At 68.7% G+C, this 26919-nt stretch carries 18 protein-coding genes; 8 read left to right on the forward strand and 10 right to left on the reverse strand.

Annotation, left to right across the window (positions count from 1 at the left end; genetic code table 11):
• Positions 1-12 precede the first annotated feature (12 nt).
• Positions 13-2121, reverse strand: coding sequence for a bifunctional rhamnulose-1-phosphate aldolase/short-chain dehydrogenase (locus NYO99_RS00455; RefSeq protein WP_268165127.1), 2109 nt, complete (start codon positions 2119-2121; stop codon positions 13-15).
• Between the two features lie 375 nt (positions 2122-2496).
• On the opposite strand from NYO99_RS00455, the gene NYO99_RS00460 reads away from it, so the two are divergent.
• Entirely contained in the window at positions 2497-3462 is a 966-nt protein-coding gene (locus NYO99_RS00460) for a DeoR/GlpR family DNA-binding transcription regulator (protein ID WP_268165128.1), read from the forward strand.
• Between the two features lie 5 nt (positions 3463-3467).
• Entirely contained in the window at positions 3468-4841 is a 1374-nt protein-coding gene (locus NYO99_RS00465; protein ID WP_268165129.1) for an FGGY-family carbohydrate kinase, read from the forward strand.
• Positions 4842-4914: 73 nt separating this feature from the next.
• Here NYO99_RS00465 and NYO99_RS00470 read toward each other — a convergent pair whose 3' ends face one another.
• The 7 genes from NYO99_RS00470 to NYO99_RS00500 all read right to left on the reverse strand — a co-directional run bounded on the left by NYO99_RS00470 (position 4915) and on the right by NYO99_RS00500 (position 16982).
• Positions 4915-5577, reverse strand: a complete 663-nt coding sequence (locus NYO99_RS00470; RefSeq protein WP_268165130.1) for a PEP-CTERM sorting domain-containing protein — start codon at positions 5575-5577, stop codon at positions 4915-4917.
• Positions 5578-5591: 14 nt separating this feature from the next.
• Complete coding sequence (locus NYO99_RS00475; protein ID WP_268165131.1) at positions 5592-7418, reverse strand: rhamnogalacturonan lyase B N-terminal domain-containing protein; 1827 nt, start codon at positions 7416-7418, stop codon at positions 5592-5594.
• Between the two features lie 194 nt (positions 7419-7612).
• A complete protein-coding gene (locus NYO99_RS00480) occupies positions 7613-8851 on the reverse strand; it encodes a serine hydrolase domain-containing protein (protein WP_268165132.1) in 1239 nt (412 codons plus the stop codon).
• An 8-nt stretch (positions 8852-8859) separates the two neighbouring features.
• Complete coding sequence (locus NYO99_RS00485) at positions 8860-10125, reverse strand: rhamnogalacturonan acetylesterase (RefSeq protein ID WP_268165133.1); 1266 nt, start codon at positions 10123-10125, stop codon at positions 8860-8862.
• An 18-nt stretch (positions 10126-10143) separates the two neighbouring features.
• The gene (locus tag NYO99_RS00490; RefSeq protein ID WP_268165134.1) at positions 10144-11799 is read right to left on the reverse strand and encodes an MFS transporter; all 1656 of its coding nucleotides are present in this window, start codon (positions 11797-11799) and stop codon (positions 10144-10146) included.
• A 79-nt stretch (positions 11800-11878) separates the two neighbouring features.
• The gene (gene bglB, locus NYO99_RS00495; protein ID WP_268165135.1) at positions 11879-13042 is read right to left on the reverse strand and encodes a beta-galactosidase BglB; all 1164 of its coding nucleotides are present in this window, start codon (positions 13040-13042) and stop codon (positions 11879-11881) included.
• A gap of 40 nt (positions 13043-13082) precedes the next feature.
• Positions 13083-16982 (reverse strand): beta-galactosidase, encoded by a 3900-nt coding sequence (locus tag NYO99_RS00500; protein ID WP_268165136.1) that lies wholly within the window; start codon positions 16980-16982, stop codon positions 13083-13085.
• 124 nt (positions 16983-17106) lie between these two features.
• Between NYO99_RS00500 and ftsY the strand changes: the two genes are divergently transcribed.
• A complete protein-coding gene (gene ftsY, locus NYO99_RS00505; RefSeq protein ID WP_268165137.1) occupies positions 17107-18351 on the forward strand; it encodes a signal recognition particle-docking protein FtsY in 1245 nt (414 codons plus the stop codon).
• Positions 18352-18397: 46 nt separating this feature from the next.
• On the opposite strand, the gene NYO99_RS00510 is transcribed toward ftsY, so the two are convergent.
• Positions 18398-18934: a hypothetical protein gene (locus tag NYO99_RS00510; RefSeq protein ID WP_268165138.1), complete on the reverse strand. Its 537-nt coding sequence runs from the start codon at positions 18932-18934 to the stop codon at positions 18398-18400.
• Positions 18935-19126: 192 nt separating this feature from the next.
• Here NYO99_RS00510 and NYO99_RS00515 point away from each other — a divergent pair, with 192 nt between their 5' ends.
• Positions 19127-21178 (forward strand): S9 family peptidase, encoded by a 2052-nt coding sequence (locus tag NYO99_RS00515; protein WP_268165139.1) that lies wholly within the window; start codon positions 19127-19129, stop codon positions 21176-21178.
• A gap of 61 nt (positions 21179-21239) precedes the next feature.
• Here NYO99_RS00515 and ffh read toward each other — a convergent pair whose 3' ends face one another.
• Positions 21240-22625, reverse strand: a complete 1386-nt coding sequence (gene ffh / locus NYO99_RS00520) for a signal recognition particle protein (protein ID WP_268165140.1) — start codon at positions 22623-22625, stop codon at positions 21240-21242.
• 57 nt (positions 22626-22682) lie between these two features.
• On the opposite strand from ffh, the gene NYO99_RS00525 reads away from it, so the two are divergent.
• From NYO99_RS00525 to NYO99_RS00540, 4 genes are read left to right on the forward strand one after another with little or no spacing between them, the layout of a single operon-like run.
• The gene (locus NYO99_RS00525) at positions 22683-23567 is read left to right on the forward strand and encodes a cytochrome C assembly family protein (RefSeq protein WP_268165141.1); all 885 of its coding nucleotides are present in this window, start codon (positions 22683-22685) and stop codon (positions 23565-23567) included.
• Complete coding sequence (locus tag NYO99_RS00530; RefSeq protein ID WP_268165142.1) at positions 23564-23794, forward strand: PP0621 family protein; 231 nt, start codon at positions 23564-23566, stop codon at positions 23792-23794. Before NYO99_RS00525 ends, NYO99_RS00530 begins: the two co-directional genes overlap by 4 nt.
• Positions 23781-25463, forward strand: a complete 1683-nt coding sequence (locus tag NYO99_RS00535) for a sensor histidine kinase (RefSeq protein ID WP_268165143.1) — start codon at positions 23781-23783, stop codon at positions 25461-25463. The genes NYO99_RS00530 and NYO99_RS00535 overlap by 14 nt, the downstream gene beginning before the upstream one ends.
• A complete protein-coding gene (locus tag NYO99_RS00540) occupies positions 25460-26914 on the forward strand; it encodes a sigma-54-dependent transcriptional regulator (protein WP_268165144.1) in 1455 nt (484 codons plus the stop codon). The genes NYO99_RS00535 and NYO99_RS00540 overlap by 4 nt, the downstream gene beginning before the upstream one ends.
• The last annotated feature ends 5 nt before the right edge of the window (positions 26915-26919 follow it).

Here is a 26919-nt window from a genome sequence, read left to right on the forward strand (position 1 = left end):
CCTGGCGGCTTTTTATCGCGTGAACGCGGCGGCGTTGCCGGCATCCACGTTCAGCACGTTACCCGTGCTCTTGCCGGACTTGTCGCTGGCCAGGAAGTACACGGCTTCCGCGATGTCCTCCGGCAGCACGCTGAGCTTGAGCATGCTGCGCTGGCGGTAGAACTCTTCGATGTTGTCGCTGTCGATCTTGTTCGACGCGGCACGCTCTTCCTTCCACTTGCCGTCCCAGATGCGCGAGCCGCGAATGACGGCGTCGGGGTTGACGACGTTGACGCGCACGCCGACGGCCGCGCCTTCCAGCGCGATGCAGCGGGCCAGGTGGATTTCAGCGGCCTTGGCCGTGCAGTAGGCCGAGGCGCCGGCAGAGGCAACCAGGCCGTTCTTGCTGGCCACGAACACCATGGAGCCACCGATCTTCTGCTGCTTCATCAGGCGGAAGGCACCGCGGCCGACCAGGAAGTAGCCGGTGACCAGGATGTCCTGGTTGCGCTGCCAGATTTCCAGCGTCGTGTCTTCCAGCGGGGCCGCGGAGGCGATGCCGGCGTTGGAGACGAGGATGTCCAGGCCGCCGAAGCGCAGCGCGGTGGCCGACAGCACGGCCTCCACTTCCTTCTCGGAGGTGATGTTGCCCTGCACGGTGGCGACGTTGTCCTTGCCCGCCACCTTGACCAGGTTGGCGTGGGCTTCGGCCAGCGCGCCGGCGTCGATGTCGGTCAGCATGACGCAGGCACCTTCCTGCAGCAGCTGGCGGGCGACGGCCTGGCCGATGCCACCGGCGCCGCCGGTGACCAGAGCCACGCGGCCGGCCAGGCTCTTGGGCTTGGGCATGCGCTGCAGCTTGGCTTCTTCGAGCAGCCAGTACTCGATGTCGAAGGCTTCCTGCTCGGGCAGGCCGACGTATTTGTCGACGCCGTTGGCGCCGCGCATCACGTTGATCGCGTTGATGTAGAACTCGCCGGCGATGCGGGCGGTGGCCTTGTCCTTGGCGAAGGACAGCATGCCGACGCCGGGGATCAGGTAGATGACGGGGTTGGCGTCACGCACGGCCGGGCTGTTGGCGCGCTTGCAGCGCTCGTAGTAGGCCGTGTAGTCGGCGCGGTAGTCTTCCAGCGCCTTGTCCAGGCCGGCCAGCAGCGCGTCGACGTCGGGCTTGGCGGGGTCGAAGTCCAGCACCAGCGGGCGGATCTTGGTGCGCAGGAAGTGGTCGGGGCAGGAGGTGCCCAGCGCGGCCAGCGCGGCCAGGTCGTTGCTGGCGACGAACTGCAGCACGGCGTCGCTGTCGTTGAAGTCGCCCAGCTTGCGCTCGCCGGCGCTGATGCGGCCGCGCAGTGCGGGCATCAGCTGTGCGGCGATGGCGGCGCGCTGCTCGGCGGGCAGCGTGATGGTCTTGACGCCGCCGAACACCGGCTGCTTGACGTTCTCGCCCAGCCACTGCTCGGCCAGGCGGATCATCTCCAGCGTGATCTCATAGCAGCTCTTGGCGGTGTCACCCCAGGTGAACAGGCCGTGGCCTTCCAGGATGATGCCCTTGAGCTGCGGCTGCGAGGTGGCCAGCGCTTCGAGCTTCAGGCCCAGGTCGTAGCCGGGGCGCTGCCAGGGCAGCCAGCCCAGCTGACCGCCGAAGATGACTTCGGTCAGACGCTTGCTGTCGGCGCAGGCGGCGATGGCGATGATGGCGTCCGGGTGCATGTGGTCCACATGCGCCTTCGGGATGTAGGCGTGCAGCGGGGTGTCGATGCTGGCGGCGCGCGGGTTCAGGTTGAACGTGCAGTGCGGCAGGTAATCCACCATCTCGTCTTCATGTTCCAGGCCGCGATAACGCTTCTTCAGCGCATTCAGCTTGTCCATGTAGAGCGTGGAGAAACCATCGAGCTTGATGGAACCCAGGTCGCCGCCCGAGCCCTTGACCCACAGCACCTGCACGTCTTCACCGGTCAGGTGGTCGCGCATCGTGACCTTGGCCGAGGTATTGCCGCCGCCGAAATTCGTCACGCGCAAATCAGAGCCGAGCAGATTCGAGCGATACAGCAGCAGTTCGGGTTCGCTCAAGGAGGCCGCCACGGCGTCATCCCACTTGGAGACGATGGGAGTTTGCGCAGAGGTTTGGGAATTTGCAGTCATCAGCTTGCCTGGTTTCAGTCGTATTCGTTGCCCGGGGCTTGTGCGGCGCGCCGGCACCTGTCAGCGACGGGTGATCCATGGTGGAAACGGGCCGCAGTGTGAGCCGAAACACTGCGCCCGGCGCGGCGCTCCCGCAGGAAATCAAAAGGATGATCGAAAGCGCGCACCGCCGCGGTGCCGCTCAAGAAACGCTCATGGCCGTGAGCGTTTCTTGATTGACGCTGTCATTCGACTGACGTAATCTGCTTTCGGAACCGTGTTTCACCTGCGATCTGAGCGTTCTTGATTGCACTGCAACATGGCGACGGCACCCGGCGGCCTGCTGCAGGGGTGTGACCCGAGGGGGCGCCAGCGAAGGCGCCGTCCGGCAAAGCGATGCCCACCCCAAGAGGTCGGGCAACTCCCGAGAGACAACGGTCGCCGCCGCTGCAGGAGGGCGCCCGAGAACAAGGTGACTCCATGATCAATCACAAACGGCACAAGCGTCTGCTCAAACTGCTGGACGAGCGTGAGCACGCCAGCGTTCAGCAATTGATGGAATGGTTGTCGGCATCGGCCGCAACCGTGCGCCGGGATATTTCCTGGCTGGCCGCGAAAAACCAGCTGACGCGCACGCGCGGTGGCGCTCAGCGCCTGGAGCAAAAGAAAAAGGCCTATACGCTGTCGAGCGAGACCTTTCAAAACAACGCGCAGCAACATACTGCGGCCAAACGTGCCATTGCCCGTTATGCCACCTCGATGTGCAATAACGGCGAAACCATCATCATCAACGGCGGTACCACCACGTTCATGATGGCGGAGTTTCTCGTCGAGAAACAGCTGAAGATTCTGACCAATTCGTTCCTGATGGCCGAGCGCCTGCTCGTCACCAGTGACAACGAGATCATCCTGCCCGGCGGCCGCGTCTACCGCGAGCAGAACGTCATCCTGAGCCCGTTCGAGAACGATGTGGCCCAGCACCACTACGCGGCCAAGATGTTCATGGGCGTCTACGGCCTGTCCATCCTGGGTCTGATGGAGGCCGACCCGCTGCTGATCCAGGCCGAGAAGCGCCTCATCGGCCAGGCGGAGGAGCTCGTCGTGCTGGTGGACAGCAGCAAGTTCCAGCGCAAGGCGGGCCTGGTGCTGTGCGGGCTGAACCGCGTGTCCACCGTCATCACCGACACCGGCGCCTCTGACAGCGCGGTGCAGCTGCTGGAGCACTACGGCGTGCGCGTGATCACCGTGGAGCCGGAACCCGTGGACCCTCGCGTGGTGGAGGCTTCGGCGATGAGTTCGCATGACTATGCGGCCGTGCTGGAGTCGGGCGCTTACCACCGTCACGCGGGGCTGAACTCTTGAGCGCTTTGTCTCCCGGAACCGTTGTTCTCGACATTGGCAAGACCAACGCGAAGCTGACCCTGATCGACGCCGACGGCCACACGCTGGCCGAGGTGCGCACGCCCAACACGGTGCGCAACCTGGGCCCCTACCCGCACCACGACACGGAGCGGCTGTGGGCCTGGATGCTGGGTCAGCTGCGTGAGCTGTCGCAGCGGGCGCACATCCGTGCCATCGTGCCGGTCACGCATGGCGCGACGGCGGCGCTGGTGGATGACGCCGGCCTGGTGTTGCCGGTGCTGGACTACGAGCATGTGCCCGGCGACGCCGCCGACGCGTCGCGTTATGCCGGGCTGCGGCCGGTGTTCGCCGACAGCGGATCGCCCGCGCTGCCGGCCGGCCTCAACCTTGGCCGCCAGCTGGACTGGCTGGCTGCGCGCTTCCCGGCCGAGTTCGCACGGGCCAAACATGTGCTGATGTACCCGCAGTACTGGGCCTGGCGCCTGTGCGGCGTGGCGGCCAGCGAGGTCACCTCGCTGGGTTGCCACACCGATCTGTGGCGGCCCGCCGTGGGGCGCTTCTCCAGCCTCGTCGAGCGGCTGGGCTGGGAGCCGCTGTTCCCGCCGCGCCGCGACGCCTGGGCGCGCTTGGGCGTGCTGCGGCCAGAACTGACGGCCGATACGGGCCTGCCCGCCGACTGCGAGGTCGTCTGCGGCATCCACGACAGCAATGCCTCGCTGCTGCGCCACCTGCTGACACTCAAACAGAGCGGCCCTTGCACGGTACTGTCCACGGGCACGTGGCTGATTGCCGCGGCGCTGGGCTCGGCCACCAAGCCGCTGGTCGAGGCGCAGGACATGCTCGCCAACTGCGATGTCTTCGGTGAGGCCGTGCCCTGCATGCGCTTCATGGGCGGCCGTGAGTTTGGTGCACTCGCAGGCGAGCGACCGGCGCCGTTCACGGCGGCGGATGTCGAGCGCCTGATCGGGCAGCAGACGATGGCGCTGCCGTGCTTTGCCGAAACCGGCGGGCCGTTCGCTGGTCAGGCTGGTCGTGTGGCCGGGCCCATGCCGCAGAGCGATGCCGAGCGCGCCGCGCTGGCCACGCTCTACGTCGTGCTGATGACCGATCACTGCCTGCAGGCGCTGGGTGCCAGCGGCCGCGTGGTCGTGGAAGGGGCGTTCACGGTCAACCCGTGGTTCGGCCCGTTGCTGGCCGGGTTGGCGGATGGGCGCGACGTGGCGGTGTCCGACGACGGCAGTGGCACGACCTGCGGTGCCTGGCTGCTGGCGGCCTGGGGCCGCGAGGCTGCGCCGGCGCCCGCGCCGGTGGCGGCGTGGTGCCCGCCGGGGTGGCTGGCCTACCGCGATCTGTGGCGCCAGCAGGCGGGCGCGCAGTGACGCGCTGACGCTTCGCCAGTGAAAAGGGCCGGCCTCGCAAGAGGCCGGCCCTTTGTTCATGGGCGCTTCCCGGTCAGCCGCGGCGGCGACGCACGCCCGCCAGGCCCAGGCCGGCCAGCGCGACCAGCGCCAGCGAGCCCGGCTCGGGCAGGGTGAAGGCCCGCACGCTGTCGATCTCGGCGCGGCTGTAGCCGCTGGTGTCGGTGGCGCTGTCGAACGCGTAGATGCGCACCTCGTCGAAGCCCGCCAGGTCGCTCAGGCCCAGCACGCCGCCGACGAGCTGGCTGCCCAGCCCGACGTTGCCGCTGCCGGTGACAGCGCCGTCCAGCAGCGTCACCCAGCGCGCGTAGATGTTGCTGAAGCCCGAGCTGACGGCCAGCTCGATGCCGTGCAGGTCAGCGCCCGCGCTGCGGATGGACACGTAGGCATTGGTGCCGGCCGTGCCGAAGAAGTTGCCGCTGAAGGCCTCGGTGTAGATGTCGGCCGGATCGACCAGGCAGTCCAGCCCGGCGAAGCCGCAGCCGCCGTTGTCGTTGCCGATGCCGGTGTGCGAGATGACCAGGCCGCCTTCCGCCCAGGGGCTGGCCAGCGTGACGTTGGCTTCAAAGTCGGCCACATAGGACAGGTGCGCAGCCTGGCCGGGCGTGGTGTTGCCGGCGCCGGTGGTCTGCACAACGGCGGCCATGGCGGGCGCGGCGAACAGCGCGGCCATCAGGGAGAGGAGTTTGGTTTTCATGGTGTGCTCAGGCATCAGTTGGCCGCAACGAGGTCGATGGCGTCGAAGGACAGGGACGGGCTCAGGAAGCCGGCGCCGGCCGTGCCGCTGACGGTCCAGATGGTCAGCACGTTGGTGCCCACGACGAGCTGGCTGGCCGGGATGTCGTAGGTGTAGGTGCGGTTGAAGCCGCGGTAGGTGCCCACGGTCATGTTGCGCGACACCTTGGGCGGGGCGGACGGGATGGCCGAGCTCCAGCTGTTCACCGTGACCTGCGGGCGGGCGCTGTTGAAGTCAGCGCTGATGCCCAGGCGCAGCCGCAGCGGCGCGGTGTTCTGGCCGCGCTTGAGCACGAAGCGCACCTGCAGGCCGTTGTTGTGGTCCTTCCACTGGTAGGCCGGCCAGTGCAGGGCCGGTGTGGACTGGCCCACCACGTAGGGCCCGACCTTCCACGAGGCCATGCGCACATCGCTGGGGTGCATGAAGGTCAGCTTGTCGCCATTGATGAACTCCTGCGGCGTGCCGTCCCAGCGGCCGATGCGCCACAGCGCCGGCGTGGCCTCGGGGTCGGCGGTGATGGCCACGGTGTTCAGCGCGTAGCTGGTGTTGGCGGTCACGGTGACAGGCGCCGTCTGCACCGCCAGCTCGCCCTTGTAGACCGTCATCGTGTAGGTGCCCGGCAGCATGCCTTGCATGCTGAAGTGGCCGTCGACCGGGTCGGCATCCACCCAGTACTGGGCCTGCGCATTGGCAAAGCCGACGGTGTAAGGCACGCCGGCCACGCGGCCGCTGAGGCCGGCGACGGTCACGCCACCGCGCCCCTGCGGCGGCACGTAGCCCACCATGCCCACCTGGCCGTACCAGCTGGTGTCAGGCCTGGCCGTCGGTGTGCTGCCGTCGTTGAAGATCATCGTGTAGGTGTTCAGCACGTTCAGGCGGAAGGGCTCCGTCTGCGCCTCGCCGTAATTGACCATGTAGGTCAGCTCGTTGTGCGTGCTGGTGATCTGCTGCAGCAGGCTGCGGTAGAACGGGCCGCTGGAGCCGCCCTCGTTGTTGTCACGCCAGAACCAGATGCCCACGCCGGGGCCGGTGCCGCCGAGGAACTCCCAGTCCTTCAGGCGACGGTTGGCGTAGTGCTTGGAGCGCGACTGGCCGTAGCGCGGGTCGGTGCTCGGGAAGCCGAACACGTCGCTGGCCTCGATGGCGCCGCTGGTGCCGCGCAGGTCCTCGGCCCAGTAGCTCTCGCCGTTGTAGGTCACCAGGCCGCCCGCGGCGTTGGCCGGGCCGCCGTTGGGCAGCTTGGCGATGGGCACGCGCGCGATGAAGCGCACCAGGCCGTGCACATCGGGCTGCTCGGTGAAGTGCGTGCCCATGTGGATGTTGGTCTCGCCGCGCTTGACGACGTAGTAGTGCGTGAACACGCCGCCCTTGGTGCTCGTGCTGGTGACGGTCACGCGGATGTAGTCGCTCGCGTTGACGACGCCGCCGTTCGTGGTGGCCGCGGGCGTCACGGTGCCGTTGGCGCTGAGCGCTTCGACCTTCAGGCCCACGGCACTGACGCCGTTGTAGAGCCAGTCGGCGCCCGAGTTCACCTGCGTGCCGCGTGCCGGGTCGGCGTACTCCACACCCTTGTAGACCATGCTCGAGATGTCGCCGATGGCCGTGGTGCTGCTGCTTTCGTAGCCACGGATCTTGAAGACCAGCCCGCCATCGGTGTCGATGATGTATTGCGGGCGCGCCGGGTTGTTGCTGTCGTGGACGGTGGTGATGCTGAAGGCGGCCATGGCCGCGGGCGCGGCCACGGCCAGCAGGCCTGTGGCCAGCCAGCGCAACCCGCGTGTGCGCAAACACGTCGTGTGCATGAAGTCTCCTGGTTTGTGTCGTTGTTCACGCGACAGGCTGTTCGCCTGTCCGTGGCGGCGGACTCTAGGGAGACATGGCAGCGCCGTGCGGTCAACCGCATGAGCGTTTCATGCAGGTACGGCGTTGGTGCGCTCTGCTATGCCGGCACGTGATACGGCCGTGCAAAAAGCTGATGGCTGCGGGCCCGAAATGCCTACTTGATCAGGGCCTGGTAGGTCAGGTTGCGCACGCGGTGGTTGAGCGTCGAGCCGCCGGCCGGGCGCAGCTGCGTCATGAACAGGATGATCAGGCGCTCCTGCGGGTCCACCGTGTACTGCGGGAAGTAGGCGCTGCCCCAGCCGTAGGCGCCTTCGCTGCCCAGCTCCTTGAAGCCGCCGGTCTTCACGTTGACCCAGAAGCCCAGGCCGAAGCCGTCGGCGTCGCCGCGCGCCTTGTCCCCCAGGTGGTTGGCCGTCATCAGCGCCACGGTCTTGGGCGACAGCAGCCGCACGCCGTCGAGCTCGCCCTGGTTCAGCAGCATCTGCAGAAAGCGCGTGTAGTCACCGGCGGTGGACAGCAGCCCGGCGCCGCCGGAGAACAGCTTGCGTGGGCCGTTGACGAAGTCGCTGCGGGCCGGCGTCTCCAGCAACTTGAGCTGGCCGCCCTCCAGGCCGTAGACGTTGGCCAGGCGGCCCACCTTCTCGGCCGGCAGGAAGAAGTGCGTGTCCGGCATGCGCAGCGGGCCGGTGATGCGCGTCTGGATGAAGCGCTCCAGCGACTGGCCCGACACCACCTCCACCAGGCGCCCCAGCACATCGGTCGCGTAGCCGTAGATGTATTGCTCGCCCGGCTGGCTTTGCAGCGGCAGCGCGGCCAGGCGGTCGGTCCAGGCGGCCAGCGTCTCGTCGTGGCCGACGAGGTACCAGTCCTTCATGCCCGCCGCGTCGTAGGCCGCCTTGGCCGGGCCGGCGCCGTAGCTCATGCCGGCCGTGTGGGTCAGCAGGTCGTGGATGGTCAGCGCGCGGCGTGCCTTCTCGGTGCCGCCGTCGGCTTTGGCCACCTGCAGGTTGGCGAAGGCCGGCAGGAACTTGGCCACCGGGTCCTTCAGCAGGAAGCGGCCTTCCTCGTACAGCATCATTACGGCCACCGAGGTCAGCGCCTTGGTCATGGACGCGATGCGGAAGATGGTGTCCGTGCGCATGGGCTGCGCGTTCTCGAGGTCGCGCTGGCCGTAGGCCTTGAAGACGACCGGCTTGCCGTCGCGCATCACCACCATCACGCCGCCGGCCAGCTGCTGACGCGCGATGTCCTCCGCGATGGCGGCATCCAGCCGCTGCAGGCGCTCGGCCGAGAAGCCGGCTGTCAGCGCTGGCTGGCGCGGCGCGGCGGTCGTGGCGGGTGCGTGGGTCAGCGCGGCGCAGGCCAGCGCCACGGCAAGGGCGATGTGCTTCATGGCAGGACTCAGTCGCCCAAGGGGCGGAGTTGGGTGTAGCCGGGGCTGATGGCGACGCGGAACTGCTCGGGCGCCTGCGGCTGGGCCGGCACGATGGCGCCCAGGTCGTCGCGCAGCTGCGCGGCCACCGGCACCCGGGCTTCCCGCAGGCCCAGCGCCACCAAACGGGCCAACTGCATGGCGCCGTAGTTGTTGTGGTGGGTGTTGTCCAGCTTGCCGTTGTTCAGCGGGTGGGCCGCCTGCGAACGCTCGGGGCCCAGCGCCTCGTAGAGCTGGATGCTCATGGCATTGAGGTCGATGTAGGCCAGCTTCATGTCCTGTGCGACGGCACGGGCGGCGTTTGCGTACTCGGTCAGGCTGGGGCGCAGCTTGCCCGTGGCCGGGTCGAAGTTGCGGCGCTCCATGGACGACACGATGACCGGCACGCCGCCACGCGCCAGGATGGCCTCGGCATGGGTGCGCATCTCGGCCTGGTAGGTCTGGGCGTTGCCGCTGCCGTCCTTTTGCTGCTTCTGGTCGTTGTGACCGAACTGCAGCAGCACGGTGTCGCCGGGCTGCAGCGTGGACAGGATCTTGTCGATGCGGCGGCGCGCCAGCGAATCACGGAAGGTCTCACCCGACTCGGCATGGTTGGACACGGCCACCGTCGGCTTGAACAGCACGGTCAGCATCTGGCCCCAGCTGGCGTAGGGCTCGCCGTGCTGGTCGGCCACCGTGGAGTCACCCAGCAGGTAGACGGTGGGCACGCTGACGGGCGCGATGGCGAGGCTGCGCAGCGCTGGCTGCGCGCCGTTGATCTCCAGCGTCAGTCGGCGGTCCCAGGCCCAGGCCTCGCTCTGGATCTCGCGCTCCTTGAGCTTGACGCGGCCGGCCGCAATGGGGGGCTCGCCGGGCACGGCGGCGATGTTGGCCGTGCGCACGTTGACGATGAAGCTGTGCGTCTCGGTGCGGCCGGCGGCCACGCGCACGCTGTCCAGCTGCAGGCGGCGCAACTCGGCCTTGATCGTCGTGTCGCTGGCGGCCGGGCCGCCCAGCGTGGCGGTGACGCGGTAGTTGCCGTCGGGCAGGTCCACCGAGAAGAAGTAGGGCAGGCCGGCGCCGTTGCGCGCCTCGCCCGCCTCGAAGCCGTGGCCGCGCTCCCGGCTGTAGGCCGTGTCAGCCGATACGGCGCGCTCGCCTGGGGCGGGCTGGCCGTCGAAGTTGAAGCGCAGCACCTCGGCGCCCCAGGCGGGCGCGGCGAGCAGGCAGGCGGCAAGGAGCAGGGTGGGCTTCATGGCGTGTCGGCCTGCGGTTCAGCTGCGCTGGGGCAGCGGGCTCAGCGTGGAGTCGGCGGCGTGGCCGCTGGCGCGGCCCCACAGCTGCTCATAGCGCCAGCCGGTCAGGTCCTCGACGATGCGGCGGTTCTCGTCGCTCTCGGCCTCGGTGGCGCCGTTGCGCAGACGCTCGACCTCGTGCACCAGCACCGCATGCGTGCTGGCGTTGAGGCGGAATTTCCACGACGCCAGTGCACCCAGCACCAGCATCAGCAGCGGGCCTCCCACCATCAGCAGCGTCACGGTCTGGATGGCCTCGGGCGTTTGCACGACCACCTCGCCGGGCTTGGTCTTGATGTAGCCGCCCAGGTCGATGATCCAGCCGCTGGCTATGATGGCGGCGCTCTGCGCGAGCTTGCGCACCAGCGTCATCACGCCGGCGAAGATGCCCTCGCGGCGCTGGCCGGTGACGGCTTCGTCCACGTCGGGCAGGTAGTTGTAGACCGACCAGGGCACGAAGTTCAGCGTGCCGCGGCCCAGGCCCGCCAGCACGATGGGCACGAACAGCCAGAACACCAGGCTCAGCGAGAAGTGCTCGCCCGCCGGGTTCAGGGCGCCGAACAGGTTGGTGCCCAGCGCGTTGAAGCTCGCGGCGAAGCCCTCGGGGCGCACCAGGTAGAAGGCCAGGTACAGCAGCAGCGCGGCGCCGAACAGCGAGCCCGCCAGCCGGTAGGCCAGCACGGGGCCGGTGCGGATGACGATCTGGATGGCCACCATCACCGAGATCAGCTGCGCCACGTACATCACTGTCATCAGCTGCGAGATGACGAGCGTGGCGCCCATCAGCACGGTGGCCACGAAGAACGCGAAGGCGCTGTTGAAGATGTCCTGCGACAGGTAGCCGCCCAGGTAGATGGACAGGTGCTGGCGGAAGGCGCGGATCTTCAGCGTGGAGAACAGGTCGCGGAACATCTTGACGGGGATGTTCAGCACCACCTTGAGGCTGACGCCGCCATAGGTCTGCGAGAGCACGGCCAGCTCACGCGGGCCGTAGGGGCGCTCCCAGCTCGTCAGCACGACGATGGTGACCACCAGCGAGAAGATGCCGCCGAAGATGGCTGCCATCCAGAAGAAGGTGTCTGGCGAGTCCTTGCCGCCGAACTGGTTGATCAGCAGCGTGGGCAGGTAGGAGGCCAGGATGGCCGAGCTCTGCGCCACGATCATGCGCGCGCCGGCGAACTTGGCCTTCTCCTTGTAGTCCTTGGTCATCTCGGCCGCCAGCGTCTCCCAGGGGATGAGAAACATCGTGTACAGCAGCTCGAAGAAGATGAAGACGAGCAGGTAGTAATAGAAGGTGTGGCCGGTGCGGAAGATCAGCGCGAAGCTGGGCAGCAGCGGGATGGTGATCAGCAGGAACAGCTTGCGCCGGCCGATCTTGCGGCCCACCCAGGTGTGGCGCAGGTTGTCCGACACGTAGCCGATCAGCGGGCAGGTGATGGCCTCGATCAACCGCGGCAGGCCCAGCACCAGGCCGGCCTCGGCCGCGCTCAGGCCGCAAAAGGTCGTGAAGAAATAGAACAGCCAGCCGGTGATGACGGCCTGCGCGCCGGCCCCGAGCATGTCGCCCGAGCCCCAGCCCCAGTAATTGACCCAGGTGGGTTGTCGGGCTGCTGGGTGAAGGTTCTTGGTGATCATGGTTGTCCGTGTCTGCGCGCCTGTCTCTGCCGCGCGTTTTTCTTCGATGCCGGGCGGGCCGTCGCCGGCCCGGCCGGGCTCAGATGAAGCGCACCAGCAGCTCGCCCATCGCCAGCAGCGCCATGGCCTGCCCGAACGGCATGGAGGTCAGCGGGATGTCCTTGTATTCCTGCAGCGTGTTGAACACCGGCGTGCCGAAGCTCACCTGCGTCAGCTCGCCGGCGTCGTTGATGTGCTTGCGCACCGCCAGCGCCGCCTTCACGCCGAAGGCCTCGTAGTCCTTGGAGATGTAGCCCTTGCGAACGGCCTTCAGGATGCCGTAGGCAAAGCCTGCGGAGGCCGCGGCCTCGTCGTAGGAAGTCGGGTCGTCCAGCAGCGTGGGCCACAGGCCCGACGGCGACTGAAACTGCGCCAACGCCTTGACCTGCGCCTCCAGCGTGGACACCAGGTGCTGGCGGAAGGCATCACCCTCCGGCAGGTTCAGCAGCTCCAGGAACTCGGGGATGACGATGGTGACCCACGAGTTGCCGCGCGCCCACAGCGCGTTGGCGAAGTTGTGGCGGCCGTCGAAGGTCCAGCCGTGGAACCACAGGCCCGTCTTGCGATCCGACAGGTACTTGATGTGGACGAGGAACTGGCGCTTGGCTTCCTCGACGTAGTGGGGGCGGTTCAGGAGCAGGCCGAACTTGGCCAGCGGCAGCACCGACATCATCAGCGTGTCGTCCCACAGCTGCTGGTGGTTCACGCTGTTGTAGACGATGTGCTGGAAGCCGCCTTCCTCGGTGCGCGGCAGCTCGTGGTAGACCCACTCGGCCCAGCGGTCGATGTAGGGCAGGTAGCGGCGGTCACCCGTGCGGTCGAACAGGTAGGCCAGCGTCAGGAAGGGCGCGACCGTGTTGATGTTGCGGCTGGGCATGCCTTCGGCAAAGCGCGCCTCAAACCAGCTGGTCATGATGTCCCAGGCCTTGGGGTCGCCCGTCAGCTCCCAGACCTTGTAGACGCCGTACAGGCCCACGCCATGGGTCCACTCGAAGCCGTTCCAGCCCTTGGTGTCCAGCACGCGGCCATCGTCCAGGCGCAGCAGGAACTTGCCGTCCTTGTCCTCGATGTTGATCAGGTTGTGGATCAGCCGGTCGATGGCGCCACGGATGTCGTCGCGGTCCGCGCCGAGGTGGGCCGTGTGGTGGGCCAGCAGCGGGTGGATCTTGGAGGAGTCGACGGGCTTGAGGATCTGGTTGGACATGGGTTGTCTCTCGGGTACTACTTGAGGGTCGGGGCGCAGCTCAGCGCTGCAGGGTACGCGGTTGCGGCACGGGTTCCAGCGGCACGCCGCCGCGCGCCACGGCCAGCGGCACCAGCTTGACAGGCTCCAGCGCGTTGGCGGCGTCGCCATCGGTCGTGACGGCCAGCGTCAGCGTGTTGTCGCCGTTGGGATTGAGGATGCCGGGCGGCAGCACGAAGGTGCGCTGCGGGCCGATGTGGGCGATGAACTGGCCCAGGTTCCAGCCGTTCACGAAGATCAGTGCGCGGTTTTCGCGTGCCGAGCGCGGCTTGGTGGTGTCACCAAAGGCCAGGCCCAGTTGCACGTCGTGACCGGCCGGCATGTCCAGCTTGAAGTTCGTACGCAGCCAGTAGGTGCCCGGGGCCGGCGGTGCTGCGCCCACGGTGGTGGCGGCCCAGTCCTTTTGCGGCTTGGCCGGGTCCACCGGCAGGTGCCAGCCCATGCGCTCGCCATGCAGGCCGCCGTTGTTCTTGGGTCCGCGCACCAGGTCGGCAATGTCCTCGCCGCCCTTGTTGCCCTGGATCTTCCAGGCGATGGGGGTGCCGAAGCGGGTGCCGCCCTTGGGCGTGAGCGAGGCGGAGATCAGGCCGCGGGCTTCCTTGTGCACGTCGTCGGCGAACAGGTCCCAGTTGTGCGAGTTGTTGCGCACGACGACGGCGATGACGTGCTCGCCGGGCGGCAGGTCTTTGAGCGTCGCGCGGAAGGTGTCGGTCGTCTCGGGGAAGGGGCGGCCGGTGTCGAGGTCCTGCTGGCCGATGAACTTGCCGTCCACCCAGACCTGGATCATGCCGGCGCCGCCGCCGCCGAAGAACAGCTCCAGCTGCTGCGCCTTGTTGTCGGTGGTGCTGAAGCGGCCGCGGTACCAGACATCGCCCGGGTGGAAGCCGTAGTCGCTCATGGCCAGCACGGGCTGGCCCTTGTCGGTGGCGGTGTAGACGTTGGCGGCGGAGACGGACGCGTCCGTCTTGCGCCAGGCGCTGTCGTCGAAGGCCGGGTCGGCCTCCAGCGAGTCGAAGCGGCGTGTCCAGGCCTGCTGCATCAGATCGGGCAGCTTGATGGCGTCGGGACCCGGCAGCGTGGCGCGGCCCACGAGGCTCTGGTCCTGTGCGCTGGCAGCGACCGTCTGGCCGTTGAAGCTCAGGCCGGTGATGCCGTCCGGCGTCCATGCCCGCAGCGTGCTGGTGGCGGTGGTGTCACCGGTGAGCGCCAGCGTCTTGCCGCTGATGGCGGCGCTGCGGATCAGGGCCGGGCTGCGCACCAGCACGCTGTGCTCGCCAGCTTTCAGACGCGAGAACTCCCAGCCGGTCTTCTCGTCGGCCAGCAGCAGCAGCAGCGGTGCGCGGCCGCCGCCGCTGATCAGCACCTCGATCAGGCCCTTGTGCGCGTAGTTCAGGCGCAGGTCGCCGGTCTTGGCGTCCCAGCTCACTTGGGCGTTGCCGCGCAGGAACTTCACCGTCGGCTTGGTCGAGTAGCGCAGCACGGTCTCGCCGTCGTCGCCGTCGCGGCCGTACAGCAGCGCCAGGTCCCGCTCACCCTGCTGCAGATGGGTCTGCAGCTCGGAGGTGGAATAGACCAGGTGCTGGCGCTCCAGCGCGTAGGACGCGAACAGCATCTTGGCGTCCTGGCCCGTCAGCGTCAGCTTGCCGGCCTGCGGGATGGCGTAGCTGCCGTCACGCGTCGTGAGCTTGATGCTGAAGGCCTCGGTGCCCGACAGGTGGTTGTGCTGGGCCAGCAGCACATGCGTGCCCAGCGCCTTGTTGATGTTGTGATACAGCCGCACCTTGGCGTTGCGCGGGTCGATGGGCTCGGCCTTGTCCTGCGCGGCCAGCACGGGCGTGGCGGCCTGCACCATGCTGCCCATCTGGCGCAGCACATAGGCCTTGTCGCGCAGCGCGCGGCTTTCGTTGATGGGCGAGCCGTAGTCGTAGCTGGTGTAGACCACCGGCCCGGCCAGCCAGCCCCAGCTGGTGCCGCCGAAGGCCATGTAGAGGGAGTGGATGGTCAGCGAGTTGATGAGGCTGCTGCCATAGAACACGCGCTGGTAGCCCGGGCCCTGGCGCTTGGCGGTGCACTCGTAGGTGCCGTTGCTGCCCCAGTAGTCGAACCAGCCGGCGCCGATCTCGGCGACGAAGCCCGGCGTGTTGGGCGAAGCCAGCGAGCCGACGCGGGGGAAGTTCTTGCCGTAGATGCCCCAGTCCGGCGCCGGGGCCGGCGTGCCAGGCTGGCCGAACACATCGCAGACGCCGCCGGGATAGCCGTCGAAGGCGTAAATGTCGGTCGGGCCGGGGTTGGCGAAGGGCGCGGTCGAGTTCTTGGGCGTCCAGTCGGGCAGGCGCGAGGCGGCGTTGTGGAACAGCGGCACGGTGATGCCGTCGGCGCGCGCCTTGTCCGCCAGATGCTGCATGTGGCGGATGTTCTTGGGGTTCACCGCGAACAGCTCGTTCTCCAGCTGGTACGCAATGATGTTGCCGCCGCCGTTGGTGATCTGGTGGCGCGCGAGGATGGCGTTGATCTGCGTCATCCACTCGTCGGTGGCGGCCTGGTAGTCGGCCGCATCGGTGCGGGCCTCGGCGCGCTGGCGCAACAGCCAGCCAGGGAAGCCGCCGGCACTCAGCTCGGCGTTCACGTACGGGCCCATGCGGGCGATGACGTACATGCCTTCTTCCTTGGCGATCTCCAGCGCACGTTCGACGTTGCGGATGCCCGTGAAGTCGTAGTGGCCCGGCTTGGCCGAGTGATAGCCCCACGCGAAGTAGAAGGCCACGGCATTCAGGCCCGAGGCCTTCATCTTCTGCAGCACGTCGCGCCACAGGCTGGGCGAGGGCAGGCGGAAGGGATGGAACTCGCCGCCGAAGATCATCTCGCGCTTGCCGTCGATGATCAGCGAGTGGCGGTCCCAGGCCACCGTCTTGGGTTTGGCCCTGGGCGCCGTCGCGCGCTCCAGCTGCGCCGTGTCTTCGGCGATGACGGTGAAGTGCCGCACCGTGCCCGACACGCCGCCCAGCTCCTTCTTCGGCGTCCAGGTCTTGAACCCGTCAAAGCTGTCGCTGTACCAGTAGCGCTTGGTCGTGTACTCGTCGAAGTAGATGCGCCAGCCGGGTTTGCCGTCCGCGCCCTTGATGGGCACCAGCGCCGGGCCTTCCGTCCAGTTGCCCCAGCCGGCCCAGTCGCCGGTCTTCTCCAGCGTCCACGGCCCGTTCAGCGACGGCGCGGTGGCCAACTCGATGTGCTTGGTGGTCTCGTTCTTCGTGAAGGCCACGTAGCGGCCCTCGTGCTGCACGACGAAGGTGTCGATGAAGTTGTTCTCCAGGCCGGCCATGGGCACGGGGTCGGAGAACTTGGTGAAGCCGGCGTCCAGCGCCTTCATGGTGTAGGCCGTGAACGGGCCCTTGGTGCCGCCCTTGGAGAGGCTCATCACCAGATGCAGGCTGCCGTCCGTGTCGCGGAACCATTCGGGCGCCCAGACGTTGGTGATGCCGGGCAGCTTGACCGTCACATCGCCGATGTGAGTCCAGCTCTTCAGGTCGGCGGACTTGGCGATGCCGAAGGTCGAGCCGTCCCAGTTGGTGGTGTAGGCGATGTAGTACAGGCCGTCGGCGGCGCGGATGATGGACGGGTCGCGCAGCAGGTCCTTGGGCGGCTGGTAAACCTCGGAACCCAGCGATGTGAAGTTCACGCCGTCGCTTGAGGAGAACAGGCTGAGCTTGTTCTGCGACGTGGCCATGAAGGCTGACATCAGGAAGGTCTTCTCGCCCTTGACCACCGGCTTGAGCGGCAGCGCCGGCGTGCTGACCGCGGTGGGCGGTTGCTGTCCGGGCAAGTCCTGGGCCAGCGCGCTGGTGCACAGCAGCAGGGCGGCGAGCGGGATGGACCGGAGGACGGAAGGCAGGGCAGCGTGCATGGCGGACCGGGAGTGCGGGGATCTTCAAGAAGTTTCACCCGGTTCCCCGGCGCCAAAAAATCAAGCGCATGCGAGAAAGCGGCCTCGGCAGCGCCGTCATGGCGACAGGCGAAAATGGCGGCCTATGTTCAGTTTCTTCAAGAAGAAGTCGGCCCCGGCGCCCGTGCCCGACGAAGCCCCGGCGCTGCTGCCCGAGGGCTGGGCCACCAGGCCCGCGGCTGCACCCGCACCTGTGGCTGCGCCCGCCGCCGCTCCCGTGCCAGAGGCGCTGCCGGTGGCCGTGGTGGTGCCGCCGCCAGCCCCGGTGCCAGCGCCCAGCCCGGCACCCGTCCCGGTGCCGCAGCAGCCGCCCGCCGTGGTGCAGGCCGCCGCGCCTGCGGTGCGGCCTGTGGCTGCGCCCGTCCCGGTGCCAGCCCCTGTGGTCAACGTCGTGCCGCCGCCGGCACCCGTGGCCGCCCCGGCGCCGCCGCCGCGTGCCAGCTGGATGGAGCGCCTGCGCGCCGGCCTGCGCAAGACGGGCGGCAGCATCGCCAGCGTCTTCACCGGCACCAAGATCGACGAGCAACTCTACGAGGAGCTGGAAGAGGCGCTGCTGCTGGCCGACGCCGGCGTCAAGGCCACGCAGTTCCTGCTGGATGACCTGAAGCGCCGCGTCAAGGACGCCAGGGCCACCGACCCGCAGGCCGTGCGCGCGCTGCTGGTCGATGCGCTGGCCGAGCTGCTCAAGCCGCTGGAGAAGGGCCTGGAGGTGGGGCGCTTCACGCCCACGGTGATGATGGTCGTCGGCGTCAACGGCGCCGGCAAGACCACCAGCATCGGCAAGCTGACCCGCCACCTGGCGGACTCCGACCAGAAGGTGCTGCTGGCGGCTGCCGACACCTTCCGCGCTGCCGCCCGCGAGCAGCTGGGCGTGTGGGCCGACCGCGCCCAGGTGGAGATCATCAGCCAGGAGGGGGGCGACCCGGCGGCCGTGTCCTTCGACGCTGTCAACGCCGGCCGCGCGCGCGGGGCTGATGTCGTCATCGCCGACACCGCCGGCCGCCTGCCCACGCAGATCCACCTGATGGAGGAGCTGAAGAAGATCAAGCGCGTCATCACCAAGGCGCAGGAGGGCGCGCCGCACGAGGTGCTGCTGGTGGTGGACGGCAACACCGGTCAGAACGCGCTGAACCAGGTCAAGGCCTTCGACGAGGCGCTGAACCTGACGGGCCTCATCGTCACCAAGCTGGACGGCACGGCCAAGGGCGGCGTGCTCGCGGCCATCGCGCGCGAGCGGCCCGTGCCGGTCTACTTCATCGGCGTGGGCGAGAAGCTGGAAGACCTCGAAACCTTCAGCGCGCGCGAGTTCGCCCGCGCGTTGCTCGAGTAAGGCTGTCGGGCCGCGCCCGCCTCAAAGGCGGCGCGCGTCAGGCACGTCAATGGGCGTGCGGCGTGTCGCTGTACTGGCCGCTGCTGGCCAGGCGCGGAAACAGCGTGGTGCGCAGGCGCTGAGCGTCATGCTCGGCCTGCCACTCCCGGTCCCACAGTGCGACGGGCAGGCCGGTGGCCTCCAGCACGCGCAGCAGCCGCTCGCGCTTGCGGCGCGGGCGCAGTTGGTCATCGGGCAGCGGCATCAGCACGATGGCGCGCACCACGCCGTGCTCGTCGCACAGCGCGAAGTCCACCGTCAACAGCCCGGTGCGCGACAGCCACTCGCGGTAGGAGTTCTGCTTGGGCACGCGCACCAGCTTGTGCAGCGGCACCTGCGCCAGCAGGAAGCCCTTGGGATGCTCCAGCGCCAGCGCCCGCGCAATGCACTTGTGGGCGTGGCGCTCACCGCTGGCCAGCACGCGCGCCGGTGTGGGCGGCCAGCGCATGACGGTGTCGCTAGCGTCGACGGGCAGCGGTGCGCCATCCTGGCCGGTCAGGCGGTTCAGCAGCGCGCCGACGGCGCGGGGGAGGTGGAGATTCATCATGGGCTGCACGCTAGCGGCCGTGTCGGGTCTTGACCACGCCGCCATGTCCCTCGAACTTGGGGGCAAATGTGAGCGCATGTGTCGCGCTCAGCGGCAACCCTTAAGGGATGACCGTCGGCCGCCCCCTGACGGACGGCATGGGGCGCCGGACTGCCTATGCTGCGAGTTTTTCATCTGATCGAGGCTCGCATGTCCCGTTCTCTGACCCTGCTTCCGCTGACCCTGGCGCTGGCCGCTGCGCTGCCGACGGCCGCGCTCGCTGCTGACGCCCGCAAGGCCACCATCACCGTGGGCGACACGCCGCTGATCTCGCGCGCGGCGCTGTTCGGCAACCCGGTGAAGTCCGGCGCCCAGCTCAGCCCCGACGGCCAGTGGCTGTCGTGGATGGCACCCGTCAACGGCGTGATGAACGTCTGGGTGGCGCCTGCCGCCAAGCCCGAGGCGGCCAAGGCCGTCACTGACTCCAAGGACCGCCCCATCCCCGGCCACTTCTGGTCGGGCAACAGCGAGCAGCTGCTGTTCGTGAAGGACAACGCCGGCGACGAGAACTTCCGCCTCTACGGCGTGGACGTGAAGACCGGCGCACAGCGCGACTACACGCCCTTCGACAAGGTGCGCGTGCGCATGATGGGCACGTCGCGCAAGCGCGTGGATGAGGTGCTGGTGGGCATCAACAACCGCGACCCGCGCTGGCATGACGTGCACCTGCTGAACCTGAAGACCGGCGAACTCAAGCTGGTCATGAAGGCCGACGGCTTCGCCGGCTTCCAGACCGACGAGGACCTGCAGGTGCGCATGGGCGCCCGCCCGAACGCAGCCGGCGGCATCGACTACTTCCAGGTCAAGGACGGCGCGGTGGCCGACAAGCCCTTCCTGAGCACCAACCTGGAAGACAACGCGACCAGCCCGCTGGGCTACACCGCCGACGGCAAGACGCTGTACTGGATGGACTCGCGCGACCGTGACACCACGGCCGTGTTCGCCGAAGACACCGCCACCGGCGCCCGCAAGCTCATCGCCCAGGATGCCCGCGCCGACCTCGGCGCCACGCTGCGCAACACCCTCACCGGCGAGGTGCAGGCCTATGCAGTGGACTACCTGACGACCGAGTGGCACTTCATCGACAAGTCCCTCAAGGCCGACTTCGACTGGCTGCAGCAGCAACTGGGCAAGGGCGAGGTCTTCGTGGCCAGCCGCACCCGCGCGGACGACAAGTGGATCGTCGGCATCGACCCGGTGTCCAAGGTGTCCGCGACCTACCTGTACGACCGCAAGGCCAAGAAGCTGTCGCCGCTGTATGTGGCCCGGCCCGAGCTGCAGAACGCACCGCTGGTGTCCATGCATGCGGTGGAGATCAAGTCCCGTGACGGCCTGACGCTGCCCAGCTACCTGACGCTGCCGCAGGGCGCCGACAAGAACGGCGACGGCAAGGCCGAGCAGGCCGTGCCCCTGGTGCTGCTGGTGCACGGCGGCCCCTGGGCGCGCGACGGCTACGGCTACAACGGCACGCACCAGTGGCTGGCCAACCGCGGCTATGCCGTGCTGTCGGTGAACTTCCGCGCCTCCACGGGCTTTGGCAAGAAGTTCCTGAATGCCGGCAACAAGCAGTGGGGCCTCGCCATGCACAACGACCTGATCGACGCCGTCGATTGGGCCGTCAAGCAAGGCGTCACGAGCGCCGACAAGGTCGCCATCATGGGCGGCAGCTACGGCGGCTACGCGGCGCTGGCCGGCCTGACCTTCACGCCCACGACCTTCGCCTGCGCGGTCGACATCGTCGGGCCGTCCAACCTGGAGACGCTGCTGGGCACCATCCCGCCGTACTGGGAGGCTGGCAAGAAGCAGATGTACAGCCGCATGGGCGACCCGACAACTGACGAGGGCAAGGCCATCCTGCGTGCCGCGTCGCCGTTGTACAAGGCCGACCAGATCGTGCGCCCGCTGCTGATCGGGCAGGGCGCCAACGACCCGCGCGTCAAGCAGGCCGAGAGCGACCAGATCGTCCAGGCCATGCAGGCCAAGAACATCCCGGTCACCTATGTGCTGTACCCGGACGAAGGCCACGGCTTCGCCAAGCCCAACAACCGCATCGGCTTCAACGCGATTGCCGAGAGCTTCCTGGGCAACTGCCTGGGCGGCCGTGTCGAGCCGCTGGGCGAGACGGTGCGTGCGTCCACCGCGCAGATCGTGCACGGCGCCGACTTCCTGCCGGGCCTGAAGGCCGCGGCCGAGAAGAAGTAAGCCGTCGCGAGCTGAAAAACGAAAAGGCCCCACGGGGCCTTTTCTCGTGGTGGCGCTGAGGTCAGCCGCCCATGCCGGGCAGGCCTTTCATGCCGCCCATCTTCTTCATCATCTTCATCAGGCCGCCGCCGCGCATCTTCTTCATCATGCCCTGCATCTGATCGAACTGGTTCAGCAGGCGGTTGACGTCCTGGATCTGCACGCCGGCACCGGCGGCGATGCGGCGCTTGCGGCTGGCCTTGCTCTTGCCGTCCATCAGCAGCGTGGGCTGGGCGCGCTCCTTGGCGGTCATGGCGCGCAGGATGCCTTCCATGCGCTTCATGTCGCGCTCGGCACGGTCCATGTCGGCTTGGCCGGGCTGCTTGTTGCCCATCATGTTCTGTGGCAGCTTGTCCATCAGGCCGCCGAGGCCGCCCATCTTCTTCATCTGCGCGATCTGCTGCAGGAAGTCGTTCAGGTCGAAGCCGCTGCCGCTCTTGAGCTTCTCCGCCATGGCCTGGGCCGAGGCCATGTCCACGCTGGCCGTGACCTGCTCCACCAGCGCGACGATGTCGCCCATGCCCAGCACGCGGCCGGCGTGGCGGTCGGCGTCGAAGACCTCCAGGCCGTCGATCTTCTCGGACACGCCAGCGAACTTGATCGGCGCGCCGGTGATCTGGCGCACCGACAGCGCCGCGCCACCGCGCGAGTCGCCGTCCAGCTTGGTCAGGATGACGCCAGTCAGCGGCAGGGCGTCCTTGAAGGCCTTGGCGGTGTTGACCGCGTCCTGGCCCTGCATCGCGTCGACGACGAACAGCGTCTCGACCGGGTTGACCGTCGCGTGCAGGTCCTTGATCTCGGCCATCAGCGCTTCGTCGATGGCCAGGCGGCCGGCCGTGTCGACCAGCAGCACGTCGAAGTAGTGGCGCTTGGCGTGGTCCAGCGCGGCCAGCGCGATGTCGCGCGGCTTCTGGTCGGGCGCAGACGGGAACCACTCGCCACCAGCCTGCTTCGTGACGGTCTTGAGCTGCTCGATGGCGGCCGGGCGGTAGACGTCGGCCGAGACTGTCAGCACCTTCTTCTTGCGCTTCTCGATCAGGTGCTTGGTGAGCTTGGCGGTCGTCGTCGTCTTGCCGGCGCCCTGCAGGCCAGCCATCAGGATGACGGCGGGCGGCTGGGTGGCGAGGTTGATGTCGGCCACGCCTTCGCCCATGGTCGCGGCGAGTTCCTTGTGGACGACCGACACCAGCACCTGGCCCGGGTTCAGCGAGCCGACGACCTCCTGGCCGAGCGCCTTCTCCTTCACGCGGGCGATGAAGTCGCGCACCACGGGCAGGGCCACGTCGGCCTCCAGCAGAGCCATGCGCACCTCGCGCAGCATGTCCTGCACATTGCTTTCGGTGATGCGGGCCTGCCCGCGCATCGTCTTGACGAGGCGACTCAGGCGGTCGGTGAGGGTGGATGCCATGGTGGGGGAGGGGCGTGATTGGCCAGAACGGCGACAGCCCAAAAGTACACTGCTGCCATGAGTTTATCGCCCGCCCTCCTTGCTGATGCCGCTGGTGCCGCCTCGGGTGCCGCCGTCGGGCCGGGCCTGGCGCTGGCCATTGCCAGCGCACTGGCCCTGGTGGGCTACATCTGGGTCGGCCTGCTGCGCCCGACGGCCGCGCCGGGCGAGGCGGTGGTGCGCCGCCCGCTGCGCTCCGTGCCGCCCATGGCGCTGGCCTGGACGGCACAGTTTGCGGCCCTGTTCATCGACATCAGCGGCTACGGGCTGGCCACGCCCGGTGCGCGCTTCGGCTTTGCGCCTGCGCTGTCGATGACGGCCTGGCTGGTGCTGACGGTGTATCTGATCGAAAGCCGTTTCCTGCCCCTGCACAGTGTGCGGCGCGTGCTGGCCTGGCTGGCAGCGGCCGCGGTGCTGCTGGCCTGGAGCTTTCCCGGCGAAAGCCGGCCGCAGGCGGCGTCGCCGTGGGCGCCGCTGCATTGGGTGCTGGGCTTGGCGTCCTATGGCCTGTTTGGCGTGGCGGTGTTGCACGCGGCGCTGATGAACCGCGCCGAGGCGCGGCTGCGCCACCAGCGCGCCACGCCCGGCGGGCTGCCCTTGCTGCGGCTGGAGCGCCTGACCTTTAATTTCGTGGCCGCCGGCGTGGGCGTGCTGTCGCTGGCCATCCTGCTGGGCTGGTGGTTCACACCGCAGTGGAAGTGGGATCACAAGAACCTGCTGGCCGTGCTGGGCTGGCTGGTGCTGACCGGCCTGCTGGTGGGCCGGCGCATCTACGGCTGGCGCGGCCGCCGTGCGACGCGCTGGCTGTACGCCGGGGCGGCGATGCTGCTGCTGTCCTACGTCGGCTCGCGCTTCGTGCTGGAGGTGTTGCTGCAGCGCGGTGTCCAGGGCGGTGGCGCATGAAGTACTTGTTGCTGCTGCTGGTGCTGGCCGTGTTGGCGCTGCTGTGGGGCGCGCGCCGGGCGCGCCCGCGCTCACCCGAAGCACGCACGCCGCCGCCGCCCGCCGGGCCGCAGGCCATGCTGCGCTGCGCGGAATGCGGCATGCACCTGCCGGTGGACGAGGCCCTGCCGGGCAAGGGCGGCGCCTTCTGCAGCGCAGCGCACCGGGCCAGCTTTGAAGCCCGCTGAGGCCGTGGCCATGGCCGGCACAGGCTGGTTCGTCGAGTCGCCGCCGGCCGAGCCGGCCGAGGGCAGTGCGTCGTTCGACCGCCTGTACCGCGCGTTCTTGAGTGCGCGAGCCGCGCTGGGCTTGGCGCTGGTGGCCGCGCAGCTGATCTCGTCGGCGCTGTCCACGCCGCCGCCGCGCACAACGCTGGTGCTGTGCATCACCTATGCCGCGGCCGCCATCGCGCTGTGGCTGCTGCCGCGCTTGCGCCTGGGCGCCAGCGCCCGCAGCCTGGCGCGCATCAGCAGCCTGCATTGGTGGGCGGCGATCGGGCTGGACCTGCTGCTGTTCGGGGCCCTGCACGCGCTGGACCCAGGCGGCGTCAACTACGGCGCGCTGTTCGTCATGCCTGTGCTGATGGCGGCCGTGCTGTGCCCGCGCCGGCTGGCGCTGGCCACGGCAGCGATGGCGGCACTCGGTCTGTTGGCCGCAGCGGGGTGGCCGATGCTGATGGACCTGGACGTGGGCGTGAAGACGACGCAGGCGGGCCTGGTGGGGGGCGGCCTGTTCGCCGTCAGCCTGCTGGCCGGTGAACTGAGTGCTCGGCTGGCGCGCGAGGAAAAGGCAGCGCGCGGCAGCCTGGCGCTGGCGCGGCAGCAGGAGTCGCTGAACCGGCTGGTCATCGACGAGATGCAGGAGGGCGTGCTGGTGGTGGACCGTCGCGGCCGCGTGCGCGCGATGAACCCGGCCGCCCGCACGCTGCTTGATGCCGATGGCGGCGAGCTGAGCTGGCAGCTGCGCGGCCGCCCCGACTGGCAGCCGTTGGCGCAGGCGCTGGAGCAGGCCCATGCGACCGGCCGGGGCAGCGAGCAGGACGTGGCGCTGCCGCTGGCCAGTGGCGTCATGCGCAGCCTGCGCCTGCGCCTGCGCTTCACGCGTCAGCGCGAGGGCAGCGAGGAGCTGTGCGTGCTGTTTGTGGAGGACAACCGCGAACTGCTCGCGCGCTCGCGCCAGGAGAAGCTGGCGGCGATGGGGCGGGTGTCGGCTGGCATTGCGCATGAGATCCGCAACCCGCTGGCAGCCATCGCCCAGGCCAATGCGCTGATTGCCGAGGACGTGGCCGGCCTGCGCGCCGAGCCGCTGACGCGCATGGTGGCGTCCAACGTGCAGCGGCTGAAGCGGCTGGTGGATGACGTGACGGAACTTGCGCCCGGCGTGCAGCCCGACACGCAGGCGCTGGACCTCAGCGAACTGGTGCACGAGACCTGTGTGGATTGGGTGGTCGTCAACGGCCTGGACGCCGGAGCGCAGAGCCGCTTCCGGCTGCAGATCGAGGCGCCCGCGCTGGTGGGGCGTTTTGATGCCGAGCACCTGCGCCGCGTGCTCGTCAACCTGCTGGACAACGCGCTGCGCCATGCTGACGACGGCCCGGGCACCATCCGCGTGCTGCTGAGCCGGGAGGACGACGGCCTGGCCCTGGTGGTGCGCAGCGCCGGCCCGCCGGTGGCGCCGGAGGTGGAGCGGCACTTGTTCGAGCCCTTCTTCTCCACGCGCAGCCGGGGCTCGGGCCTGGGCCTGTACATCTGTCGTGAGCTGTGCGAGCGCCACGGCGCCCGTATCGAATTCCGCCGCGCCAGCGGCGCTGATGCCAACGAGTTCTGTGTGCTTTTGCGCACGCACGCTGCCCCATGAGCACTGCCCAAGCTGCACGCCTGCTGGTCGTCGACGACGAGCCCGACCTCCGCACCCTGTACGAGCTCACGCTGCTGCGCGAGGGCTACGAAGTGGACAGTGCGGGCTCGGTCGGCGAGGCGCTGGCCCAGCTGCAGGCGGCCACCTACAGCGCCGTCATCACCGACATGAAGCTGCCGGACGGCTCGGGCCTGGCCGTGCTGCGTTGGCTGGAGCAGGCCGGTCGGCCGGAGAAGGCCGTGGTGATCACCGCGTTCGGTTCGGCCGAGAACGCGGTGGAGGCTCTGAAGGCGGGCGCGTTTGACTACCTGACCAAGCCGGTGGATCTGCGGCAGTTCCGCCTGGTGGTGGGGGCTGCGCTGGGGCGCCAGGCGGCAACAGCGCCGTCTGCTGCCGCTGCGCCGGCTGTTGAGTCGGTGGGGCCGGCCTCTGCGCTTCGCCTGGTGGGCGAGTCACCGGCCATCCGGGCGGTGCGGGCGCTGATCGACAAGGTGGGGCGCAGCATGGCGCCGGTGCTGGTGCATGGTGAGTCCGGCACCGGCAAGGAGCTGGTCGCGCGCGCCATCCACGACCACGGCGCCCGCGCCGGTCAGCGTTTCGTGGCCGTGAACTGCGGCGCCATTCCGGAGAACCTGCTGGAGGCCGAGTTCTTTGGCTACCGCAAGGGCGCGTTCACCGGCGCCAATGAGGACCGGGAGGGCTTCTTCCAGGCGGCCGACGGCGGCACGCTGTTCTTGGACGAGATCGGCGACCTGCCGCTGGCCATGCAGAGCAAGCTGTTGCGCGTCATCCAGGAGCGCTCGGTGCGGCCGGTGGGCGCCACGGCCGAGAGCCCGGTCAACGTGCGCATTCTCAGCGCCACGCACAAGGACTTGTCGGCCGAGGTGGCGGCCGGGCGCTTTCGGCAGGACTTGTTCTACCGGCTCAACGTCATCCAGATCCGCGTGCCGCCACTGCGCGAGCGGCTGGAGGACCTGGGCCTCATCAGCAACCGCGTGCTGGCACGCATCGCGCAGGACGCCGGTGTGTCGCCGACGCCGCGGCTGACGCCTGGCGCGCTGCAGACGTTGTCGCGCTATGCCTTCCCTGGCAATGTGCGCGAGCTGGAGAACCTGCTGCACCGTGCGCTGGCGTTGGCCGGCGGCGAGTGGATTGATGCCGAGGACCTGGGCCTGCCCGAGGCCGTGTTGGACGATGGCGGCAGCGTTTCGCAGTTCGCTGCATTGCAGACGCCCGTGCAGGCGGCGCCGCGTGTCGAGGGCCTGACGCTGCCCGAGCAGTTGCCCGCCGATCTGGCGGCCTACCTTGACGAGGTGGAGCGCGCCATCCTGCTGCGCGCGCTGGAGGTGCACCGCTTCAACCGCACGGCGGCGGCAGCCAGCTTGGGGCTCTCGCTGCGCCAGATCCGCTACCGCATGGCGCGGCTGGGTATTTCGGCTGGCGAGAGCTGAGCTCG

Origin of the sequence: Roseateles hydrophilus (assembly GCF_026712245.1) — a bacterium.
Classification (GTDB): Bacteria; Pseudomonadota; Gammaproteobacteria; order Burkholderiales; family Burkholderiaceae_C; genus Pelomonas; species Pelomonas hydrophilus.

Bases quoted from the DNA above. Each gene is read 5' to 3' on its own strand.
- bglB (WP_268165135.1), bottom strand. From the start codon at position 13,042: ATGTCCAACCAGATCCTCAAGCCCGTCGACTCCTCCAAGATCCACCCG.
- NYO99_RS00525 (WP_268165141.1), top strand. From the start codon at position 22,683: ATGAGTTTATCGCCCGCCCTCCTTGCTGATGCCGCTGGTGCCGCCTCG.
- NYO99_RS00540 (WP_268165144.1), top strand. From the start codon at position 25,460: ATGAGCACTGCCCAAGCTGCACGCCTGCTGGTCGTCGACGACGAGCCC.
- NYO99_RS00460 (WP_268165128.1), top strand. From the start codon at position 2,497: ATGCCCACCCCAAGAGGTCGGGCAACTCCCGAGAGACAACGGTCGCCG.
- NYO99_RS00470 (WP_268165130.1), bottom strand. From the start codon at position 5,577: ATGAAAACCAAACTCCTCTCCCTGATGGCCGCGCTGTTCGCCGCGCCC.
- NYO99_RS00500 (WP_268165136.1), bottom strand. From the start codon at position 16,982: ATGCACGCTGCCCTGCCTTCCGTCCTCCGGTCCATCCCGCTCGCCGCC.
- NYO99_RS00455 (WP_268165127.1), bottom strand. From the start codon at position 2,121: ATGACTGCAAATTCCCAAACCTCTGCGCAAACTCCCATCGTCTCCAAG.
- NYO99_RS00480 (WP_268165132.1), bottom strand. From the start codon at position 8,851: ATGAAGCACATCGCCCTTGCCGTGGCGCTGGCCTGCGCCGCGCTGACC.
- NYO99_RS00510 (WP_268165138.1), bottom strand. From the start codon at position 18,934: ATGAATCTCCACCTCCCCCGCGCCGTCGGCGCGCTGCTGAACCGCCTG.
- ffh (WP_268165140.1), bottom strand. From the start codon at position 22,625: ATGGCATCCACCCTCACCGACCGCCTGAGTCGCCTCGTCAAGACGATG.
- NYO99_RS00515 (WP_268165139.1), top strand. From the start codon at position 19,127: ATGTCCCGTTCTCTGACCCTGCTTCCGCTGACCCTGGCGCTGGCCGCT.
- ftsY (WP_268165137.1), top strand. From the start codon at position 17,107: ATGTTCAGTTTCTTCAAGAAGAAGTCGGCCCCGGCGCCCGTGCCCGAC.
- NYO99_RS00530 (WP_268165142.1), top strand. From the start codon at position 23,564: ATGAAGTACTTGTTGCTGCTGCTGGTGCTGGCCGTGTTGGCGCTGCTG.
- NYO99_RS00475 (WP_268165131.1), bottom strand. From the start codon at position 7,418: ATGCACACGACGTGTTTGCGCACACGCGGGTTGCGCTGGCTGGCCACA.
- NYO99_RS00490 (WP_268165134.1), bottom strand. From the start codon at position 11,799: ATGATCACCAAGAACCTTCACCCAGCAGCCCGACAACCCACCTGGGTC.
- NYO99_RS00485 (WP_268165133.1), bottom strand. From the start codon at position 10,125: ATGAAGCCCACCCTGCTCCTTGCCGCCTGCCTGCTCGCCGCGCCCGCC.